This is a genomic window from Loktanella sp. 3ANDIMAR09, from assembly GCF_001420005.1.
Taxonomy (GTDB): domain Bacteria; phylum Pseudomonadota; class Alphaproteobacteria; order Rhodobacterales; family Rhodobacteraceae; genus Loktanella.
Genome location: NZ_LJAK01000001.1, coordinates 26,511 through 44,785, shown reverse-complemented (window position 1 = coordinate 44,785; position 18,275 = coordinate 26,511). Strand labels below are relative to the sequence as shown.

17 protein-coding genes and 1 tRNA gene are annotated in these 18,275 nt (G+C 63.3%); 14 read left to right on the top strand and 4 right to left on the bottom strand.

All coding sequences use genetic code 11. From position 1 onward, the window contains the following. Positions 1 to 31 precede the first annotated feature (31 nt). The 10 genes from AN189_RS00225 to AN189_RS00180 all read left to right on the top strand — a co-directional run bounded on the left by AN189_RS00225 (position 32) and on the right by AN189_RS00180 (position 11,301). Positions 32 to 871 carry a YdiY family protein gene (locus AN189_RS00225; protein ID WP_083484191.1) on the top strand — a complete coding sequence of 280 codons (840 nt, stop codon included), beginning with the start codon at positions 32 to 34 and terminating at the stop codon, positions 869 to 871. A 214-nt stretch (positions 872 to 1,085) separates the two neighbouring features. Further along, positions 1,086 to 3,044 carry an AMP-binding protein gene (locus tag AN189_RS00220; RefSeq protein WP_056030603.1) on the top strand — a complete coding sequence of 653 codons (1,959 nt, stop codon included), beginning with the start codon at positions 1,086 to 1,088 and terminating at the stop codon, positions 3,042 to 3,044. A gap of 67 nt (positions 3,045 to 3,111) precedes the next feature. After that, entirely contained in the window at positions 3,112 to 3,930 is an 819-nt protein-coding gene (locus AN189_RS00215; RefSeq protein WP_056029238.1) for an ABC transporter ATP-binding protein, read from the top strand. 11 nt (positions 3,931 to 3,941) lie between these two features. Then, entirely contained in the window at positions 3,942 to 4,937 is a 996-nt protein-coding gene (locus tag AN189_RS00210) for a branched-chain amino acid ABC transporter permease (protein ID WP_056029235.1), read from the top strand. Continuing rightward, on the top strand, positions 4,924 to 5,112 hold the full coding sequence (locus AN189_RS00205) for a hypothetical protein (RefSeq protein ID WP_056029232.1): 189 nt from the start codon (positions 4,924 to 4,926) through the stop codon (positions 5,110 to 5,112). Before AN189_RS00210 ends, AN189_RS00205 begins: the two co-directional genes overlap by 14 nt. Next, entirely contained in the window at positions 5,113 to 6,189 is a 1,077-nt protein-coding gene (locus tag AN189_RS00200) for a branched-chain amino acid ABC transporter permease (RefSeq protein WP_056029229.1), read from the top strand. It begins immediately after the preceding gene. A gap of 73 nt (positions 6,190 to 6,262) precedes the next feature. Beyond that, complete coding sequence (locus tag AN189_RS00195) at positions 6,263 to 7,546, top strand: ABC transporter substrate-binding protein (RefSeq protein WP_056029227.1); 1,284 nt, start codon at positions 6,263 to 6,265, stop codon at positions 7,544 to 7,546. 78 nt (positions 7,547 to 7,624) lie between these two features. Next, positions 7,625 to 8,452, top strand: coding sequence for an ABC transporter ATP-binding protein (locus AN189_RS00190; RefSeq protein WP_056029226.1), 828 nt, complete (start codon positions 7,625 to 7,627; stop codon positions 8,450 to 8,452). 139 nt (positions 8,453 to 8,591) lie between these two features. Next, on the top strand, positions 8,592 to 9,788 hold the full coding sequence (locus tag AN189_RS00185; RefSeq protein WP_056029225.1) for a phenylacetate--CoA ligase family protein: 1,197 nt from the start codon (positions 8,592 to 8,594) through the stop codon (positions 9,786 to 9,788). Between the two features lie 10 nt (positions 9,789 to 9,798). Then, entirely contained in the window at positions 9,799 to 11,301 is a 1,503-nt protein-coding gene (locus AN189_RS00180; RefSeq protein ID WP_056029223.1) for a peptidoglycan-binding domain-containing protein, read from the top strand. A 21-nt stretch (positions 11,302 to 11,322) separates the two neighbouring features. On the opposite strand, the gene AN189_RS00175 is transcribed toward AN189_RS00180, so the two are convergent. The 3 genes from AN189_RS00175 to AN189_RS00170 form a co-directional block, all read right to left on the bottom strand. Continuing rightward, on the bottom strand, positions 11,323 to 12,537 hold the full coding sequence (locus AN189_RS00175) for a hypothetical protein (RefSeq protein ID WP_056029220.1): 1,215 nt from the start codon (positions 12,535 to 12,537) through the stop codon (positions 11,323 to 11,325). A gap of 134 nt (positions 12,538 to 12,671) precedes the next feature. Beyond that, positions 12,672 to 12,797 (bottom strand): type B 50S ribosomal protein L36, encoded by a 126-nt coding sequence (ykgO, locus tag AN189_RS18660; protein ID WP_083484190.1) that lies wholly within the window; start codon positions 12,795 to 12,797, stop codon positions 12,672 to 12,674. A gap of 80 nt (positions 12,798 to 12,877) precedes the next feature. After that, positions 12,878 to 12,952 (bottom strand) — tRNA-Val (locus AN189_RS00170). A 130-nt stretch (positions 12,953 to 13,082) separates the two neighbouring features. Here AN189_RS00170 and AN189_RS00165 point away from each other — a divergent pair. Further along, on the top strand, positions 13,083 to 13,943 hold the full coding sequence (locus AN189_RS00165) for an N-formylglutamate amidohydrolase (protein ID WP_056029217.1): 861 nt from the start codon (positions 13,083 to 13,085) through the stop codon (positions 13,941 to 13,943). A 9-nt stretch (positions 13,944 to 13,952) separates the two neighbouring features. On the opposite strand, the gene AN189_RS00160 is transcribed toward AN189_RS00165, so the two are convergent. Then, the gene (locus AN189_RS00160) at positions 13,953 to 15,206 is read right to left on the bottom strand and encodes a DNA polymerase IV (protein ID WP_056030600.1); all 1,254 of its coding nucleotides are present in this window, start codon (positions 15,204 to 15,206) and stop codon (positions 13,953 to 13,955) included. A 25-nt stretch (positions 15,207 to 15,231) separates the two neighbouring features. Here AN189_RS00160 and AN189_RS00155 point away from each other — a divergent pair, with 25 nt between their 5' ends. The 3 genes from AN189_RS00155 (at position 15,232) to AN189_RS00145 (ending at position 18,196) form a co-directional block, all read left to right on the top strand. Then, positions 15,232 to 15,672: an NUDIX domain-containing protein gene (locus AN189_RS00155; protein ID WP_056029214.1), complete on the top strand. Its 441-nt coding sequence runs from the start codon at positions 15,232 to 15,234 to the stop codon at positions 15,670 to 15,672. A 167-nt stretch (positions 15,673 to 15,839) separates the two neighbouring features. Further along, positions 15,840 to 17,852: a hydantoinase/oxoprolinase N-terminal domain-containing protein gene (locus AN189_RS00150; protein WP_056029211.1), complete on the top strand. Its 2,013-nt coding sequence runs from the start codon at positions 15,840 to 15,842 to the stop codon at positions 17,850 to 17,852. Next, positions 17,849 to 18,196, top strand: a complete 348-nt coding sequence (locus AN189_RS00145; RefSeq protein ID WP_056029209.1) for an antibiotic biosynthesis monooxygenase — start codon at positions 17,849 to 17,851, stop codon at positions 18,194 to 18,196. Before AN189_RS00150 ends, AN189_RS00145 begins: the two co-directional genes overlap by 4 nt. Positions 18,197 to 18,275: the final 79 nt, after the last annotated feature.

The following is an 18,275-nucleotide window of genomic DNA, read 5'->3' as shown; positions in this document are numbered from 1 at the left end:
CCGCACACAGCGGGACACAAGGAAAGAGACCATGAAAACATTGAATATTTTCGTAGCTGCCGCGACCGCATCCATGATTGCTGGTGCCGCTGCTGCGCAGACCACCGTCTTTGCAAACGAAGACGCCGCAGTCGACGCCGTCGATGACCTGCAAGAGCAGATCGCCGAGGATGCCGAGCGTGATTTCAACCAGTTCGGCAACGAAGGCCGCATCGTCGGGTCCTACGGTTCTGTCGCACTGCGCGCCACAGCCAACAGCAACGACAACGACGACAACTCGAACGTCGGCGTCGGCCTGCGTTACGGCACTTTTGACGGCGTGAACGGCATCGACGTGTCGGCCAAGTACGACTACGCGTCCGACAACGGTGACGAGACAACGAACCGCCTGCTGGCTGGTGCCGACTACCGCCGCGACCTGTCGGGTGCCTTCTTTGCCTACGGCAAGCTGGACGTGCTGCTGGATTCGGCTGTGACGGATGCAGATTCCTATGACACCGATATCTTTGCCGGTGCCGGTGTGGGTTACCGCATCCTGAACGACGCAACCTCGCAGTGGTCGATCCAGGCTGGTCCGGGCTACCGCTACGCAGAGCAGGTCAACGGCGAAGACGTGCGTGAAGTCGCAGGTTCCGTGTCGTCGAACTACTACCGTTCGCTGTCCGAAACGTCCTATCTGACGAACGATACCGACGTCATCTTCTCGGATGCGAACGCGCAGATCCAGAACGAACTGGCGCTGAACGTGTCCATGACGAACGCGCTGGCGCTGCGCACGTCGCTGACCACGATCTACAACGACGAATCCGACAGCAGCTTTTCGGATGCGAACAACACCCTGGGTGTTTCGGTCGTCTACAACTTCAACTGATCTCACTCGGATTGCATTCCCGAAGACTGTCAGTGAAGCGAGGGCGGTGGCGCAAGCCACCGCCCTTTTTCGTGAAAATGCCACTTAATTGAACAAGTGTTCAAAAAAAGAATTTGACCGCGACGGTCGTTCTTATCCAAGATGAAGCATGGGTCCGCTTGAGGAGGTGCGGCCCATTGGTCCGGTGGGCCATGTCGAGGGGAGGATTACCGATATGAACAGCGGTGCCATTGGCGACGATGCACGGTCCATTCCGCATTTGCTGGCGCGCAATGTCGCGCGCCACGGCGACAAGCCGGCGTACCGCGAAAAGGAATTCGGCATCTGGCAGAGCTGGACCTGGGCGCAGGCCGCCGAGGAAATAGATGCTTTTGCGCTGGGTCTGCTGGAATTGGGCGCGCAGGTCGGCGACCATATCGCGATCACGGGGCGCAACCGTCCGGCGCTGTATTGGGCGATGGTGGCCGCGCAAAAGATCGGCTGCATTCCCGTCCCGCTGTATCAGGATGCCGCCGTCGAAGAGATCGCCTACGCGCTGGATCACGCGGGTGCGCGGTTCGCCGTGGTCGGCGATCAGGAAATGGTCGACAAGCTGATCGACGCGCAGGCCGGCAACATGACCCTGAAGCACGTGATTTACGTCGATGGACGGGGGCTGCGACGTTATGACCATACGGCAATGTCCAGCTTTGCCGACACGCAGGCCGCTGGCCGCGCCAGCGCCCGCCGCGCCGAGATGGAGGCGTTGACGCAGGCGCGCACCCTCGATGATACCTGTGTCATGCTTTATACCTCTGGGACGACTGGCCGTCCCAAGGGGGTGGTTCTGTCGAACCGCAATGTCATCGCGACCTCGCGCAATTCGGCAGAATTTGACCGGCTGCGTGCCGGTGACGAGGTGCTGGCCTATCTGCCCATGGCCTGGGTGGGGGATTTCATCTTTTCCATCGGGCAGGCGATGTGGACTGGATTCTGCGTGAATTGCCCCGAAAGCCCGGACACCATGTTGACCGACCTGCGCGAGATCGGTCCGACCTATTTCTTTGCTCCGCCGCGGGTGTTCGAAACCCAGCTGACGACCGTGATGATCCGGATGGAGGACGCGGGCCGCATCAAGAAGGCGATGTTTGATCACTACATGGCGCTGGCGCGGCGCGTGGGGCCCGATCTGCTGGATCGCAAGCCGGTGGGCCTGCTGGACCGGATTCGCTACCGTTTGGGCGATCTGCTGGTCTACGGCCCGTTGAAAAACACGTTGGGCCTGAGCCGCGTGCGCGTGGGCTACACCGCAGGCGAGGCGATCGGGCCGGAAATTTTCGATTTCTACCGGTCGCTGGGGATCAACCTCAAGCAGCTCTATGGCCAGACAGAGGCGACGGTTTTCATCACCCAGCAACCCGACGGCGAGGTACGATCCGACACGGTCGGCGTGCCCTCACCGGGGGTCGAGCTGCGGATCGACGACCGGGGAGAGGTGTTCTATCGCTCGCCCGGCACGTTCGAGGCCTACTACAAGAACCCCGAAAGCACCGCATCGACAAAGGACCCGGACGGCTGGGTCGCCACGGGCGACGCCGGTTTTATCGAAGAAGGCAGTGGCCATCTGCGGATCATCGACCGGGCCAAGGACGTGGGCAAAATGGCTGATGGCGCGATGTTCGCGCCCAAATACGTCGAGAACAAGTTGAAGTTCTATCCCAACATCCTCGAGGCGGTGGTGTTCGGCGCGGGCCGTGACCGTTGTGTGGCCTTCATCAACATCGACCTCAATGCCGTGGGCAACTGGGCCGAACGCAACAATATCGCCTATTCGTCCTATCAGGAATTGTCGCAACATCCGCGCGTGCTGGATCAGGTTGCGGATCACGTGAACGCGGTCAACGCCAGCGTGGCACAGGACCCGATGCTGGCGGCCTGCCAGATTCACCGGTTTCTGGTGTTGCACAAAGAGCTGGACGCCGACGACGGCGAGATGACCCGCACGCGCAAGGTGCGTCGTGCGGTGGTGGGTGACAAGTTCAATGACCTGGTGACCGCGCTCTATGACGGGTCGGACACCATCGCGACCGAAACAGAGGTCACCTATGAGGACGGACGCAAGGGCAAGCTGCGCGCGACGCTGGATATCCGCGACGCGGTCGTCGTGAACGCGGCGCGGATGGCTGCGGAATGACGGGACGACGCTGTTTTGCGCAGGCGCAAAAGGTGCCCCGCCCGCCATCCCGTGAAAGGGGAGATGCATGAAGGATACCGTTGACAGTTACGTCACCGAGGACGGGCGCACCATCGGCGGCGTGATGATGGACATGCGCGGCATCACCCTGCGGTTCGGCGGTGTCGAGGCGATCAAGGACATCAGTTTCGACATCCGCGAGGGTGAAATCCGCGCGATCATCGGCCCCAACGGCGCTGGCAAATCGTCGATGCTGAACGTCATTTCGGGTTTCTATCACCCCCAGGAAGGCGAAGTCTGGTTCCGGGGCGAAAAGCGCCCGCCGATGAAACCCTACCAGGTGGCGCGGCAGGGCATCGCCCGCACATTCCAGAACATCGCCTTGTTCGAAGGGATGAGCGTCCTGGACAACATCATGACCGGCCGTTTGACCCACATGAAATCGGGGATGCTGGCGCAGGCCCTGTGGATGGGCAAGGCCGAGCGCGAAGAGACCGAGAACCGTGAGGCGGTGGAACGGATCATCGATTTTCTGGAGATCCAGGCCATCCGCAAGACACCGGTCAGCCGTCTGCCTTATGGCCTCAAAAAGCGGGTGGAACTGGCCCGTGCCTTGGCGGCAGAGCCGAAGTTGCTGCTGTTGGACGAACCGATGGCGGGCATGAACGTCGAGGAGAAAGAGGACATGAGCCGCTATATCCTGGATGTGAATGACGAATTCGGCACGACCGTGGCGCTGATCGAACACGACATGGGCGTGGTCATGGATATTTCCGACCGGGTCGTCGTGATGGATTACGGCCGGAAAATCGGTGACGGCACCCCGTCAGAGGTCCGCAACAACCAGGATGTCATCGACGCCTATCTGGGGGTCGCCCATGACTAAGGAGCACGCATATGTCAGCTGATTTTCTGTACGGGATCGAGGTCGTGATCAACGGCCTCATGGCGGGCGTCATGTATGCGCTGGTGGCCCTTGGGTTTGTGCTGATCTTCAAGGCGTCCGGCATTTTCAACTATGCACAAGGTGTGATGGCCCTGTTTGCGGCCCTGACACTGGTCGGTGTGATGGAGGGCCAGGTGCCGTTCAGCCACCTGATCAACGCCGTATTCGGCACGGAAATCCATCACTTTGGCTGGACCGTCCCGGCGTTCGCGGCAATTCTGGTGACGCTGGGGGTGATGATATTCTTTGCCTGGGCGGTGCATACCTTTGTGTTTCGGCATCTGGTCGGTCAGGAACCGATCATTCTGTTCATGGCCACCATCGGTCTGGCCTATTTCCTCGAAGGTGTGGGCGATCTGATGTGGGGGTCCGACATCAAGACGCTGGCAGTCGGCCTGCCGCAGGGCGGTTCGCTGTTCGTCGAGGATCTGACCGCCGGGCTGGGTGGCGATGATTTCTACGGATTCTTCATCGACAAACTGGACATGGTCGCCACGCTGGTCGCCATCGTGCTGGTCGCGGCCCTGATCGGGTTTGCGCAATACACCAAGCAGGGCCGCGCCATGCGTGCCGTGGCGGATGATCATCAGGCAGCGCTAAGTGTCGGGATTTCACTGAACTATATCTGGGTGCTGGTCTGGTCGCTGGCGGGTCTGGTCGCACTGGTGGCTGGCGTGATGTGGGGTGCAAAGTCCGGCGTGCAGTTTTCGCTGTCGTTGATCGCGCTCAAGGCGCTGCCGGTGCTGATGCTGGGTGGCTTCACATCCATCCCGGGTGCCATTGTCGGCGGCCTGATCATCGGGGTCGGTGAGAAACTGTTCGAATACATGATCGGTCCGATGATCGGCGGGGCGACGGAAAACTGGTTTGCCTATGTGCTGGCGCTGATCTTTCTCGTGTTCCGACCGCAGGGCCTGTTCGGGGAGAAGATCATTGAAAGGGTTTAACGAAATCAAGACCGCGCGCGCCGGGCTGATTACGGCGGTTTGTGGAGCCGCGACCTGTGCGCTGTTTTCGGTGCTGGCGATCCAGGAACAATCGTTGCTGTTGCTGACCGGTGCGGCGGCGGGGGCATTTTACGGCAAGGTCGGGTTCTTGCGTTACAAAAAGGGCGACGAATAGATGCTGTACCGCGAAGCAGGCGATTTCAAGACGACGTACAAGGCCGACAGCCAGACCTTTCCCATCGCATTCGACCGCTGGCGGTATTGGGCGGTGCTGGCGGTGGCCTGGCTGGTGATCCCGTTCGTGATCAATGACTATTGGGCGAACGCCATCCTTGTGCCGTTCCTGATTTATGCGATTGCGGCGATCGGGTTGAACATCCTGACGGGCTATTGCGGACAGGTCAGCCTGGGCACAGGCGGTTTCATGGCCGTCGGTGCCTACGCCTGCTACAAGCTGATGACGTCCTTTCCGGACGTGTCGATGCTGGTTCACATCATGCTGGCGGGTGGCATCACGGCCTTAGTGGGCGCGGCTTTTGGCCTGCCCAGCCTGCGGATCAAGGGGTTCTACCTGGCGGTGGCGACACTGGCGGCGCAGTTTTTCCTCGTTTGGTTGTTCAACAAGGTGTCCTGGTTCTACAACTATTCGGCCTCGGGTCAGATCAATGCGCCGGAACGGTTCGTGTTCGGACATGCCGTGACGGGGGCCAACACGACACCGGCGGCACAATACCTGATCTGCCTGCTGTTCGTGACCGGCTGCGCGCTGTTGGCGCGCAACCTGACGCGCGGCACGGTGGGTCGGTCGTGGATGGCGATCCGGGACATGGACATCGCCGCTGAAATCATCGGGGTTGATCCGCTGAAGGCCAAGCTGACGGCCTTTGCCGTGTCATCGTTTTTCATCGGTATTTCCGGCGCGCTATTCTTTGCGGTCTACCTTGGGGCCGTCGAGGTCGGCGAGGCATTCGGCATCAACAAGTCGTTCCTCGTGCTGTTCATGTGCATCATCGGCGGCCTTGGCAGCCTGTTCGGCAGCTTTGCCGGGGCGGCGTTCCTGGTGCTGTTGCCTGTCGCGCTCAAGGTGCTGGGCGTCGATGTGCTGGGCTGGCCCACACAGATCGTCAGCCACCTGCAATTGGTCGTGGTCGGTGCACTGATCATGTTTTTCCTGATCAAGGAACCGCACGGGCTGGCGCAGATGTGGCGCCACATCAAGGAGAAGCTGCGGCTTTGGCCGTTTCCGTATTAGGCTCGTGCGAGGAGGCGCGGGTTTATCGAAAGACCGGGGCAAAGCCCGGCATTTCACAACTGGGAGGAAGACAATGAAGTTTACGACATTTTCGGCCGCGGCCATCGCGGGTCTGATGGCGGCCAATACCGCGGCGGCAGAACTGGTCATCCCCGACCTGTCCTATCGCACCGGTCCCTATGCGGCGGGCGGTATTCCGTTCTCGGACGGGTATCAGGACTACTTTGCCCTGCTGAATGCGCGTGATGGCGGCATCGGCGGCGAGCCTGTCCGAATCGTGGAATGCGAGACCGGCTATAACACCGAAAAAGGGGTGGAATGCTACGAGGCAACCAAGGGCGAAGGCGCGCTGGTGTATCAGCCGCTGTCCACTGGCATCACCTATCAGCTGATCCCCAAGGCAACGGCGGACGGTATTCCGATCCATACGATGGGCTATGGCCGCACGTCTGCGGCCGAAGGCGAGGTGTTCAACTGGGTGTTCAACTATCCCGGCAACTACTGGGACGCGGCATCCGTTGCGGTGAACTACCTGCTGGACGAGAACGGTGGCGATCTGTCCGGCAAGACCATCGCGCTGGTCTATCACAACAGTGCCTACGGCAAGGAGCCGATCCGCACCCTCGAAGAGCTGTCGGCCAAGCACGGGTTCACCTTGAGCACGCTGGCCGTCGATCATCCCGGTCAGGAGCAGAAGTCGCAGTGGTTGCAGATCCGCCGCGAGCGTCCCGACTATGTTGTCATGTGGGGCTGGGGCGTGATGAACCAGGTCGCGGTTCAAGAGGCAGCGAACGTCGGCTTCCCGATGGAGAACTTCATCGGTAACTGGTGGGCGGGTGCCGAACATGACGTGACACCCGCGGGTGCTGCGGCTGATGGCTACAAATCGCTGAACATGAACCGTATCCAGGATTATCCGGTGCTGGATGAGATCCAGACGCTGGTCGTGGATGCCGGCCTTGCGGCTGGTGCGGGCGACAACCTGGGCAAGGTGCTGTACGTGCGCGGCATGTATGCGGCCATGCTGGCGGCCGAGGCCATAGCCAAGGCGCAGGAAATCCACGGCGTGTCCGACATCACGCCTGCGATGATGCGCGACGGCATGGAAGCGTTGGAAATCACCGAGGCGCGCATGACCGAGCTGGGCATGGGCGGAATCGGGCCGGAATTCAGCGTGAACTGTCAGAACCACGGCGGTTCGGGTGAAGGTCTGGTGCAACAGTGGAACGCCGCTGACGGTGTGTTCGTGCCGCTGACCGATTTCATCGCCCCCGACGACAGCGTCATCGATCCGCTGATCACCGAGGACGCGATGGCCTTTGCGGCAGAAAACAACATCACGCCGGGCTGTTTGTAAGCCTGATGTCGGGCGGCCCCTGCCGGGGCCGCCCGATTCTGAGTATTTTTGGCAAGATGATGCAGGGGACACCGCGCCATGCTGGACACCACCGAGACCGCGACCGAGACCTTGCTGGAGGTCAACAATATCGAGGTGATCTACAATCACGTGATCCTCGTGTTGAAGGGCGTGTCGCTGAAGGTGCCCAAGGGGGGCATCACGGCCCTTCTGGGGGGCAATGGTGCGGGCAAGACCACCACGCTCAAGGCGATTTCCAACCTGCTGCAATCCGAACGTGGCGAGGTGACAAAAGGGTCGATCAAGTATCGCGGTGACCGCGTGCAGGACCTGACACCCACTGATCTGGTGCAGCGCGGCGTGATCCAGGTCATGGAAGGCCGGCATTGTTTCGAACATCTGACCATCGAGGAAAACCTGATGACCGGTGCCTATACGCGCCGCGACGGGTCCGGCGCTGTCAGTGCCGACCTCGAGATGGTCTACAATTATTTCCCGCGCCTGCGCGAGAGGCGCAAATCCCAGGCGGGCTATACCTCGGGTGGGGAACAGCAGATGTGCGCCATCGGGCGCGCGCTGATGTCGCGGCCCGAGACGATCCTGCTGGATGAGCCGTCGATGGGTCTTGCCCCGCAGCTGGTCGAAGAGATTTTCGGCATCGTGAAGGATCTGAACGAGCGGGAGGGCGTGTCGTTCCTGCTGGCGGAACAGAACACCAATGTGGCCCTGCGGTTTGCGCATCACGGTTATATCCTCGAGTCCGGTCGCGTCGTGATGGAGGGACCGGCAGCGGAACTGCGCGAAAACCCGGACGTCAAGGAGTTCTACCTCGGCATGTCCGACGAAGGCCGCAAGAGCTTTCGTGATGTGCGCAGCTACCGGCGGCGCAAGCGCTGGCTGGCCTGAGGCGGGGTCGGCTGCTGCCAGCCGTCCATCGCCGCGATCCCATGACCCATGACTGATATTGCATAACGCCCTCCCGCGGCCATGGGATGACACGTGTCCGCGGATGACCCCCATCAACCCCCGGACAGGAGTGACCGCCATGACCATCTATTTCGACGATCTTGAAACCCGCGATGCACAGACGCGCGAGCGCGCGCAGCTGGCGGGCCTGAAGTCGCAGATTGACCGCGTTGCAGGGTCTGACGCGTCATGGCTGAGCGGCGGGGTGGTCGCCGAAATGGACGATTTGCCCGGCCTGCCGGTGCTGCGCAAATCCGATCTGGGGCGCATGCAGGCCGAAGTTCCGCCATTTGGCGGCATTCCGGTGTCGCACATCAGCCATGTCTTTCAATCGCCTGGCCCGATCTACGAACCCGGTGGCAATGCGCCTGACTGGTGGCGCTTTGGCCGGTTTCTGCACGCCTGCGGTATCGGTCCGGGTGACACTGTCCAGAATTGTTTCGCCTATCACCTGACACCTGCCGGCACGATGTTCGAAAACGGTGCGGCGGCGGTCGGTGCGCGGGTCATTCCGGCAGGCACGGGTCAGACCGAGCAGCAGGTCATGGCCGCCCATGCGCTGGGTGCGACGGCCTATGCCGGGACGCCGGACTACCTCAAGGTGATCCTGGAAAAGGCCGACGCGATGGGTGTTGCGCTGAAGATCACCAAGGCTGCGGTGTCGGGCGGCGCGCTGTTTCCACAACTGCGCCAGTATTATGCCGATCGCGGGATCACCTGCCTGCAATGCTATGCCACCGCTGATCTGGGCCTGATCGCCTATGAGGCCGCGGTGGACGACGGGATGATCCTGGACGAACACGTTATCGTCGAGATCGTGACACCGGGCACGGGCACGCCCGTCGCACCGGGCGAGGTCGGCGAAGTCGTCGTCACCACGCTGAACCCGGATTATCCGCTGATCCGTTTCGCCACCGGTGATCTGAGTGCGGTCCTGCCCGGCACCAGTGCCACCGGGCGCACCAATGCCCGTATCAAGGGATGGATGGGCCGCGCCGATCAGACGACCAAGATCAAGGGCATGTTCGTGCGGCCCGAACAGGTCGCGGCACTGGTGACGGCCACTGGTGCAGATCGGGCGCGCGTCATCGCCGACCGGCAGGGTGACGCCGATACGATGGCGATCCAGCTCGAAGGGCTGGACCTTGACGCCGAAGCGGCGTCCAAGGCGGTGACGGATATTCTGAAATTGCGCGGCACGGTCACGCTTCATGCGCCCGGCACGCTTCCCCGCGACGGGCTCGTGATCGAGGACCGTCGCAGCTACGATACCTAGAGGATCTCACATGCGGCAATTCCTTCTTGTGACGACACTGATCTGCACCGCGGCGATGGCCGCAGCAAAGGATGCGGCCCTTGTGGTCGGCATTTCGGAGTATGACGACCTGTCCGACGTGTCGCGGGCGGATCGTCTGGTCGCAGCGGGTGCCGCCCTGAGGGAACACGGGTTTGCCGTCAAAGGTGGTCGCAACCTCGATGTGGATGATCTGTTTGCGCAGGCGCGCATCTTTTCGGATGATGCAGAGGATGCAGACCGGATCGTCGTGGCGCTGTCCGGTCAATTCGCGACAGATGGTGCACTGACATGGTTCATGGGGCAGGACGCACCCGCGCCGCAGGATTTTACGGTTGGCCAGCAGGGCATCCTGATTCAGACGGCGCTGAATGCGCTGGCGCAGGCATCCCAGGAGGCCGTGTTGCTGTTGGGCGAGACCGGGGCCGACACCGATTATGATACGGGATTGTCGGCGGGGGTCGGGCCGCTGGACATACCGAATAATATCACGGTTGTGCGCGGCTCGCCCGAGGCGATCGAAGGCCTGATGCGTTACGCGCTGGCCGTGCGCGGAGGCGATGTGATTGCCACCGCACGCCGGACCCGCGGCGTTGATCTGTCCGGTTTCGTGCCCGACCGCCTGACACTGGTCCCCGGCGATGCGGCCGCAGTTCCGACAGAGCGTGTCACCCTGCCGCCCGAACTGACGGCCGCGACATCTGACAGCGAGGAAACCGCATGGACGGCGGCCCGCGCTGCCGACACCGAAAACAGCTATGCGCGGTATCTGGACGCCTATCCGCAGGGCGCGAATGCGGCGAATGCCGTGTCCCGGCTGGCCGAATTGCGGCGCAATCCACCCAATCCGCTGCGTGATGCGGAAAATGCGCTGGGCCTGTCGTCCGAGGCACGGCAAGCGATCCAGCGCGATTTGCAGATCATGGGTTTCGACACCCGCGGCATCGACGGGATATTTGGACCGGGGACGCGGGGCGCGATCACGGGCTGGCAGGAACAGAACGGAATCACGGCCAATGGTTTCCTGACGCGCGATCAGATCGCGACGCTGTCGGCGCAGGCGACCACCCGCGCCACACAGCGCGAGGCAGAGGCCGCCGCCGCACGGGCGGAACTGGAACGTCGTGACCGGGCATACTGGCAGGAAACCGGCGTCCCCGGCGGCGAGCGCAATCTGCGCGCCTATTTGGAACGGTTCCCTGACGGTCTGTTTGCAGCCGAGGCGAACGAGAGGTTGGGCCGCGCACGTGCGGCTGCCGAAACCAATGCCGCCGCCGCTGCCCGCGAGGCGCAATTGTCACTGGATGCCATCAGCCTGCAGCTGGTCGAGGCGCGGCTGTCGCAGCTTGGCCTTGACCCCGGTCGGGTTGATGGCCAGCTGGACGACGACAGCCGCAGAGCGATCCGCCGCTATCAGCGTGACCGCAATCTGAGTGCAACCGGGTATCTGGATCAGGCGACGGTCAGTCAGATGCTGGTCGACGCCTTTCGCTAGCGGCGCACTGCCCGTCCGGTATCACTGGGCGGGCACAAACCGTTCCAGAAGCAGGCGGACAAACCCCTGACGGTCTCCGACCTGTTTCACACCGATCAGGTAGGTTTCGGCGTTCACGCGCGGCATTACCTGCGCGTCTGTGCCGGACGGCGTGTCGTCGTTTTGCGCAATCTCGCGGCCTGCCACGTCATACACAACGAGCCAGGGATCACCCGCTGGGCCGATCGCATTTGCCTCGATCAGCATGACCCCTGCCGACGGCACGTCGAGGCGGAACCACTGGGTGTCCGACCCCACATCGATATCGGCGCGCAATACGGTTTCCAACGTGCCCAGATCAGTGATCTGAACGCTGCCATCCAGCGGCGGGGCTGCCTCGCCACGCGCATAGAGCCCCATCAGCGCGGCCTCGGGGTCATAGCCCGCGACGGTCACATCAATCGGTGCAGCCTCATCGCTGAGCGCGTCCAGAGCAATGCAATAGGTGCCGGGTGCCAGTGGGGCGGCGATGTCCAGCCGCGCGTTCAGCCCGTCGAAATCGTCGTTTTCGCCCAGGTTTGTGCCGTCAGGGCCGCTGAGGCTGATCAGTGGGTCCGCGTCTTCGTTTTCGGCGGTGATCGTGACCGGCATCGGTTCGGTCAGGTCAAAGCTGAGGTAGCCGGTCGCCCCGGCGGCTGTGGCGATCGACAGGGGGGCACCCCCGGGCGCCAGTGTTCCGAAATTGACCGCATCCTGACAGCCCGCACTGGCGGTATCCGGTCCGCGATTAGATGTGTTGCCCAGCCCTTCGGTCAGCGGTTCCATCTCGGTCCTGCCGATCCGCACAAAGGCGGTCATCGGTCCGCCGTCGTAGCTGGTGATCACGGCGCAGTAGGTGCCTGGGTCCAGATCGACCTCGGCCCGGGCTGCCCCGTTGCCGCCCGAATCGTCGTCCGTCAGGATTTCGTCGCCCGCAGGCCCATACAGCGTCAGCACAGGATCGCCGTTGGCGCGGCCCTGCGCCTCGATCCGGGTCGCGGTCGGCGCGCTGAGGCTGAAGACGCTGGCATAGCGGTTGCCATTCAGTACCAGCGCCATCTGTTCGCCGTAGCTGTCTGTCGTCGCGATATCTGAGGCTGCCGCCGATCCGCCGATCCATTGGCCGGTGCCACTCACTGCGGGGCAGGCGGCGTCCTGGGCAAACGATGGTGACGCTGCACAAAGAGCGATGGCGGATGTGGCGATCAAGCGGGTCATGATGATCCTGTGGGTTGCGTGTCGTTGCCGCTACCCTAGGCCACGTCCCGGCCGTTGGGCTAGTGTGCCACGCAAAGAAAAAGCCGCGACCCGTTGCCGGGCGCGGCTTTTGCATTCCGAAATATCGGGGTGGTTCAGCCCTGACGAGCCTTGAACCGACCTTGCGTCTTGTTGATCACATAGACGCGGCCCTTACGGCGCACGATGCGGCAATCGCGGTGGCGCTGCTTGAGCGAGCGGAGGGAGTTGCGAACTTTCATCGAAAGTCTCCTTCTTGTCGTCGCGGCGCGGCGATGCGCCTTTGGGTTACGGTCTGGGCCAGCGGAGGCCCGGTGAATTCTGGTGGACGATACTGGGATCGAACCAGTGACCCCTTCGATGTCAACGAAGTGCTCTACCGCTGAGCTAATCATCCATTCCGGCCACAGAGGCGCGAGCCCCTTGCGTCGGTCAGGCGGTCTATAGAAGGTGACCGCGAGGGGATCAAGCGCCTTTTGAAGGTTTCGACAATCGCACTATCTGTTCCCTCTCAACAGGAGCCACGGATGCCGTCCGACGCCTATTCCATTGCATTGCCGCAACGGCGCACCACGGCGGTGGTGTTCGCCTCACCCCACAGTGGGCGGGCCTATCCTGAATCCTTTCTCGCTGCCAGCCGGCTTGATTCGCTGGCAATCCGGTCGTCAGAGGATGCTTTTGTCGATCTGCTCTGGGATCGGGCACCGGATTTCGGCGCGCCTTTTCTGACCGCCCTTGCGCCGCGGGCCTATGTCGACCTCAATCGTGCGCCAGAGGAATTGGACCCCGCGTTGATCGCCGGGGTGCGCCGGATCAGTCAGAACCCCCGCGTGTCGTCTGGTCTGGGTGTGATTCCCCGTGTGGTGGCCGGTGGGCGTGCAATCTACAGCGGCAGGATTCCGATCGAAGATGCCCACGACCGGATCAGCACCTACTGGCGTCCCTATCATGACCGGTTGCAGACTCTGCTGGACGAATCGCGCCGGGATTTCGGCATGGGCATCCTGATCGACTGTCATTCCATGCCGCACGAGGCGCTGGACCAGGCCAGCCAGAACGGCACACGCCCAGAGATCGTGATCGGGGACCGCTTTGGCGCGGCCGCATCGCCCCGCATCGTCGAGGCTGTCGAGGCTGCCTTTGTCGCGGCTGGTCTGCGGGTCGCGCGCAACAACCCCTTTGCCGGGGCCTATATCACCCAGGCCTATGGCCGCCCGTCGCGGCATCAGCACGCGATCCAGGTCGAGGTCGACCGTGCGCTCTACATGGACGAGACAACGCTGACGCTGCGCCCAGATTTTGAGGATTTCAAGGCGCTGATTACGGGCGTCCTGTCCCGGATTGCGGCCATCGGTGCACCGCAGGCCGGGCAGCTGGCCGCGGAATAACAGGGCGCGTCAGCGCAGCGCCCGACCTTTGATGATTGCCTCTGCTCCGAATCGGGCCCTGATCTTGTCGGCGGCGCGCTCGGCCTGTGTGCGCTTTGCGGCACCGGGGTCCAGCAGGTCGCCCTCGCGGTCGGCCTCGGTCACGCCTGTCAGGTCGGAAATGCCGACCCCCAGCAGACGGTAGGCCGGATGCGGTGCGGCCCCGTCGAACAACCCACGCGCGGTGCGATAGATCGTGTCGGCCAATTGCGTCGGATGCCGCAGCGATTGCCGCCGGGTGATCAGCTTGTGATCGGCGCGTTTCAGCTTCAGCGTGACAACGCGCCCGGCCTTTTCCTTGGCCTTGGCGCGGTCAGACACTTTCTCGGCCATGCGCCAGATATGCCCGTCCAGGATGTCGGGGTCTGATGTGTCCTCGTTGAATGTGGTCTCGTTGCTCAGGCCCTTGACCGGGGTGTGGGCGCTGATCCGCCTGCCGTCCTCGCCGCGCGCCAGCCGCCACAGCCGGTCGCCCATGCCGCCAAAGCGATCACCAAGGTCGCGCCGGTCCCAGCGCAGCAGATCGTCAAAGGTGCGGATGCCGGCCTGTGCCAACTGGTCCTGCCCGACTGTACCGATCCCCCAGATGATCCGCACGGGTTTGGGGCGCAGAAATGCCGTGGTCTCGGCCTTGCCGATCACGGAGAACCCGCGCGGTTTGTCCAGATCACTGGCAACCTTTGCCAGGAACTTGTTGTGGCTCAGTCCGATGGAACCAGTCAGCCCAAGTTCGTCTTTCATGCGTTTGACAAGACCGGCCAGCATCACGGCAGGCGGTGCGCCGTGAAGCCGGGCGGTGCCCGTCATGTCGAGAAACGCCTCGTCCAGCGACAAAGGCTCGATCACGGGGGTCAGGTCGTCCATCATCGCCCGGATGGCGCGGGATGCGGCGACATAGGCGTCGAAGCGCGGTTTCACGATGACGGCATCGGGGCAGAGTTTCAGCGCCTGAAACATCGGCATCGCGGATTTCACGCCACGGATGCGCGCAACGTAACAGGCGGTCGACACGACGCCCCGCCGGCCGCCCCCGATGATGACGGGTTTGTCGGCCAGCGCGGGATTGTCACGTTTTTCCACGCTGGCGTAGAATGCGTCGCAATCCATGTGCGCGATCGTCAGATCGAACAGTTCGGGATGCGACAGGATACGGGGTGACCGGCACGCGGGACAGCGCCGCGCGTCGTCAAAGGTCGTCAGGCAGTCGCGGCACAGGCTGGGCATGGCCGCAAGATAAGGGGCACGGCGCATGACAACAACGGGTTTCGACGGGGCAAAGGTCGCCCTGTTCATCGGCGATCGGTTGCTGGTCATCCGCCGCGACGACAGACCCGACATTGCGTATCCCGATCACTGGGATTTTCCCGGTGGCGGCCGCGAAGGGGACGAAACACCGTTTCAGACCATCGTGCGCGAAACCTTGGAGGAGGTCGGATTGTGCCTGACACCTGCCGACATCCGCTGGCAAACCTGCGACCAGTCCGACAGGGGGGTGGTCTGGTTTTTCGTGGCGCAGTTGCCGGGGGATGCCCGGGTCACCTTCGGCGACGAGGGTCAGTTCTGGCGGCTGGCAACCGTGACAGAGGTGCTGCACTGGCCAGACGTCGCGGGGCAGTTGCAAAAACGGCTGGCCAACTGGCTGGCCGGGCAGGCCGCGTGCGACGTCCCGCCTGCGGCACCACCAGTCTGACGCGGCCGGTGCAAAGGCAGCACAGGTTGCACCGGTCGCATGCTTCTTCTGGTCAGAAATATTCCTCGGGGGGCGGCGCAGCCGCGGGGGCAGACAGCCCCCTGCACACATCGCTGCTGACAGCGCCGTCGATCCTTGGCACAAGGCCGCGCAAAGGAGAGCGTGACATGGGCCACTTGCTGGGGATCGATACGGGCGGGACCTATACCGATGCGGCTGTTCTGGACGGTGCTGCGACCCGCGTGCTGGGCCGGGCCAAGGCGCTGACCTCGCGGCCTGATCTGTCCACCGGAGTCGCGGCCGCCATTGATGCCGCGCTGGCCGCAGCAGACGTCACCCCCGCACAGATCGACATGGTGTCGCTGTCGACGACCCTGGCCACCAATGCACTGGTCGAAGGGCAGGGCGGGCGCGTCGCGCTCGTTTTCATCGGGTTCGATTCGGCAGAGCTGTCGCGCGGCGGTCTGGATGCGGCGCTGAACGGCGATCCGGTGATTGCGCTGGCGGGTGGACATGACCACGCAGGCACCGAGGTGGCACCCCTGGACCTTGAATCGCTGTCGTCGCAGGTCGCGGCGCTGGAAGGTGTCACCGGTTTCGCCGTCGCTGCGCGTTTTGCCACGCGCAACTCCGCGCATGAACGTGCCGTGCGCGATGCGATCCGGGCACAGACCGGACTGCCGGTGACCTGTTCGTTCGAACTGTCGGCGGCCCTTGGTGGTCCGAAACGTGCCCTGACGGCGGTGCTGAACGCCCGACTGATCGGCATGATCGCGTCGCTGATCGATGCGGTCGAGGCGCATCTGGCGTCGATTGGAACCGGTGCGCGCCTGATGGTGGTGCGCGGCGACGGGGCACTGATCCCGGCTGATCTGGCGCGTCGCCGCCCGATCGAGACGATCCTTTCGGGGCCTGCCGCATCCGCCGCGGGTGCTGCATGGTTGACGGAGACGTCCCATGCGCTGGTGTCCGACATCGGGGGAACCACGACGGATATCTGCCAGCTGACCGACGGTCGGCCCCGGATCGACCCGCAGGGTGCACTGGTGGGTGGTTTCCGCACCATGGTCGAGGCGGTCGCGATGCGGACCTGGGGGCTGGGCGGCGACAGCGAGGTGCATCTGCAAGACGGGCTGTCGGGCGATTTGCGCCTGGGGCCGCGCCGGGTGATGCCCATTGCGTTGCTGGCCGTCAGCCATCCGACACTTGTGCACGCGGCGCTGGATCTTGCGCTGACGGCGATCGGCCCGCCGCTGGATGGCGGCACCTTTGCCGTGCCGCTGTGGTCGGCCCCACCCGTGGGGCTGGACAAGCGCGAGGCATTGGTCGCGAGCCGCCTGGCGGAGGGGCCGCGCCGCACCGGTGATGTCGTTCTCAGCCGGATGGAGGCACCGGCGCTGACACGGCTTGTCACACGCGGGCTGGTCATGGTGGCGGGTGTCACACCATCGGATGCGGCGCATGTGCTGGGCCTGACCGATCAATGGGATGGGACCGCTGCCCAAAAGGCGTTGACGCTCTTTGCCCGGCGCAGGCGTGGCGATGGCAGCCGCTGTGCAGCGGATGCAGGCGCGCTGGCGCGGCGGATCATCGATCAGGTCACGGCACAGACGGCGGATTGCCTGCTGCAGGCGGCTTTTGCCGACGATCCGGGCGCCTGGGGGGATGCCACACCGGATGCGCTGGCGCGGCACCCGCTGACCCGGGCCGGGTTGGCGCGGCACAATGGTCTGATCGCCACGCAATTGTCGCTGGCGGTGCCGGTGATCGGACTGGGCGCATCTGCCGCCAGCTACTATGGCGCGGTGGGGGATGCGTTGCACACCCGGGTGATCGTGCCGGAACACGCCGATGTCGCCAATGCCATCGGTGCTGTGGTGGGGCAGGTGTCGCAGCATGCCACCGGGACGGTCAGCGCGCCGGGGGGCGGTCGGTTTGTCGCGCATCTGTCGGGTGGTCCGGTGTCCTACAGCGACCCTGATACTGCGATGGATGCGCTGATCGCGGATTTGACCGCCACGGTGACGGCCCGCGCGGCCGATGCCGGGGTTAGTGACCCGCAAGTCGCTGTCGTGCGTGATATCAATCGCGCCGAGGTCGAGGGATCGGACATATTCTACGGGGCGACCATCCGTGTCACCGCACGTGGCCGCCCCCGCATCGCAAGGGAAAACACATGATCGGCATTATTTTCGAGGTCACGCCCGCGCCCGGCAAAAAGGACGATTATCTGGCCATGGCCGCAAAGATGCGCCCCTTGGTCGAACAGATCGACGGTTTCATTTCGGTCGAGCGGTTCCAGAGTTTGACCAACCCTGACAAGCTTTTGTCGGTGTCGTTCTTTCGGGATGAAAAGGCACTGGACGACTGGCGCAGGCTGACGGCCCATCGGGGTGCCCAGCAGGCCGGGCGCGACGGCATGTTCGCGGATTACCGTCTGCGAGTGGCCGGGGTGATCCGGGATTATGGCATGTTCGACCGCGATCAGGCCCCCGCCGACAGCCGCGACGTGCACGGGGCCTAGAGGCCGCCACGTTGCAGCCCCTCACGTTAGCGTCAGGTCCGTTGTCAGTCCACGCGACCTGCGTCAGGTTGTCCCAAGA

What these genes read in the sequence shown, in the direction of transcription:
- AN189_RS00225 (WP_083484191.1), top strand. Translation starts at nt 32, where the DNA reads ATGAAAACATTGAATATTTTCGTAGCTGCCGCGACCGCATCCATGATT.
- AN189_RS00220 (WP_056030603.1), top strand. Translation starts at nt 1,086, where the DNA reads ATGAACAGCGGTGCCATTGGCGACGATGCACGGTCCATTCCGCATTTG.
- AN189_RS00215 (WP_056029238.1), top strand. Translation starts at nt 3,112, where the DNA reads ATGAAGGATACCGTTGACAGTTACGTCACCGAGGACGGGCGCACCATC.
- AN189_RS00210 (WP_056029235.1), top strand. Translation starts at nt 3,942, where the DNA reads ATGTCAGCTGATTTTCTGTACGGGATCGAGGTCGTGATCAACGGCCTC.
- AN189_RS00200 (WP_056029229.1), top strand. Translation starts at nt 5,113, where the DNA reads ATGCTGTACCGCGAAGCAGGCGATTTCAAGACGACGTACAAGGCCGAC.
- AN189_RS00195 (WP_056029227.1), top strand. Translation starts at nt 6,263, where the DNA reads ATGAAGTTTACGACATTTTCGGCCGCGGCCATCGCGGGTCTGATGGCG.
- AN189_RS00190 (WP_056029226.1), top strand. Translation starts at nt 7,625, where the DNA reads ATGCTGGACACCACCGAGACCGCGACCGAGACCTTGCTGGAGGTCAAC.
- AN189_RS00185 (WP_056029225.1), top strand. Translation starts at nt 8,592, where the DNA reads ATGACCATCTATTTCGACGATCTTGAAACCCGCGATGCACAGACGCGC.
- AN189_RS00180 (WP_056029223.1), top strand. Translation starts at nt 9,799, where the DNA reads ATGCGGCAATTCCTTCTTGTGACGACACTGATCTGCACCGCGGCGATG.
- AN189_RS00175 (WP_056029220.1), bottom strand. Translation starts at nt 12,537, where the DNA reads ATGACCCGCTTGATCGCCACATCCGCCATCGCTCTTTGTGCAGCGTCA.
- ykgO (WP_083484190.1), bottom strand. Translation starts at nt 12,797, where the DNA reads ATGAAAGTTCGCAACTCCCTCCGCTCGCTCAAGCAGCGCCACCGCGAT.
- AN189_RS00165 (WP_056029217.1), top strand. Translation starts at nt 13,083, where the DNA reads ATGCCGTCCGACGCCTATTCCATTGCATTGCCGCAACGGCGCACCACG.
- AN189_RS00160 (WP_056030600.1), bottom strand. Translation starts at nt 15,206, where the DNA reads ATGCCCAGCCTGTGCCGCGACTGCCTGACGACCTTTGACGACGCGCGG.
- AN189_RS00155 (WP_056029214.1), top strand. Translation starts at nt 15,232, where the DNA reads ATGACAACAACGGGTTTCGACGGGGCAAAGGTCGCCCTGTTCATCGGC.
- AN189_RS00150 (WP_056029211.1), top strand. Translation starts at nt 15,840, where the DNA reads ATGGGCCACTTGCTGGGGATCGATACGGGCGGGACCTATACCGATGCG.
- AN189_RS00145 (WP_056029209.1), top strand. Translation starts at nt 17,849, where the DNA reads ATGATCGGCATTATTTTCGAGGTCACGCCCGCGCCCGGCAAAAAGGAC.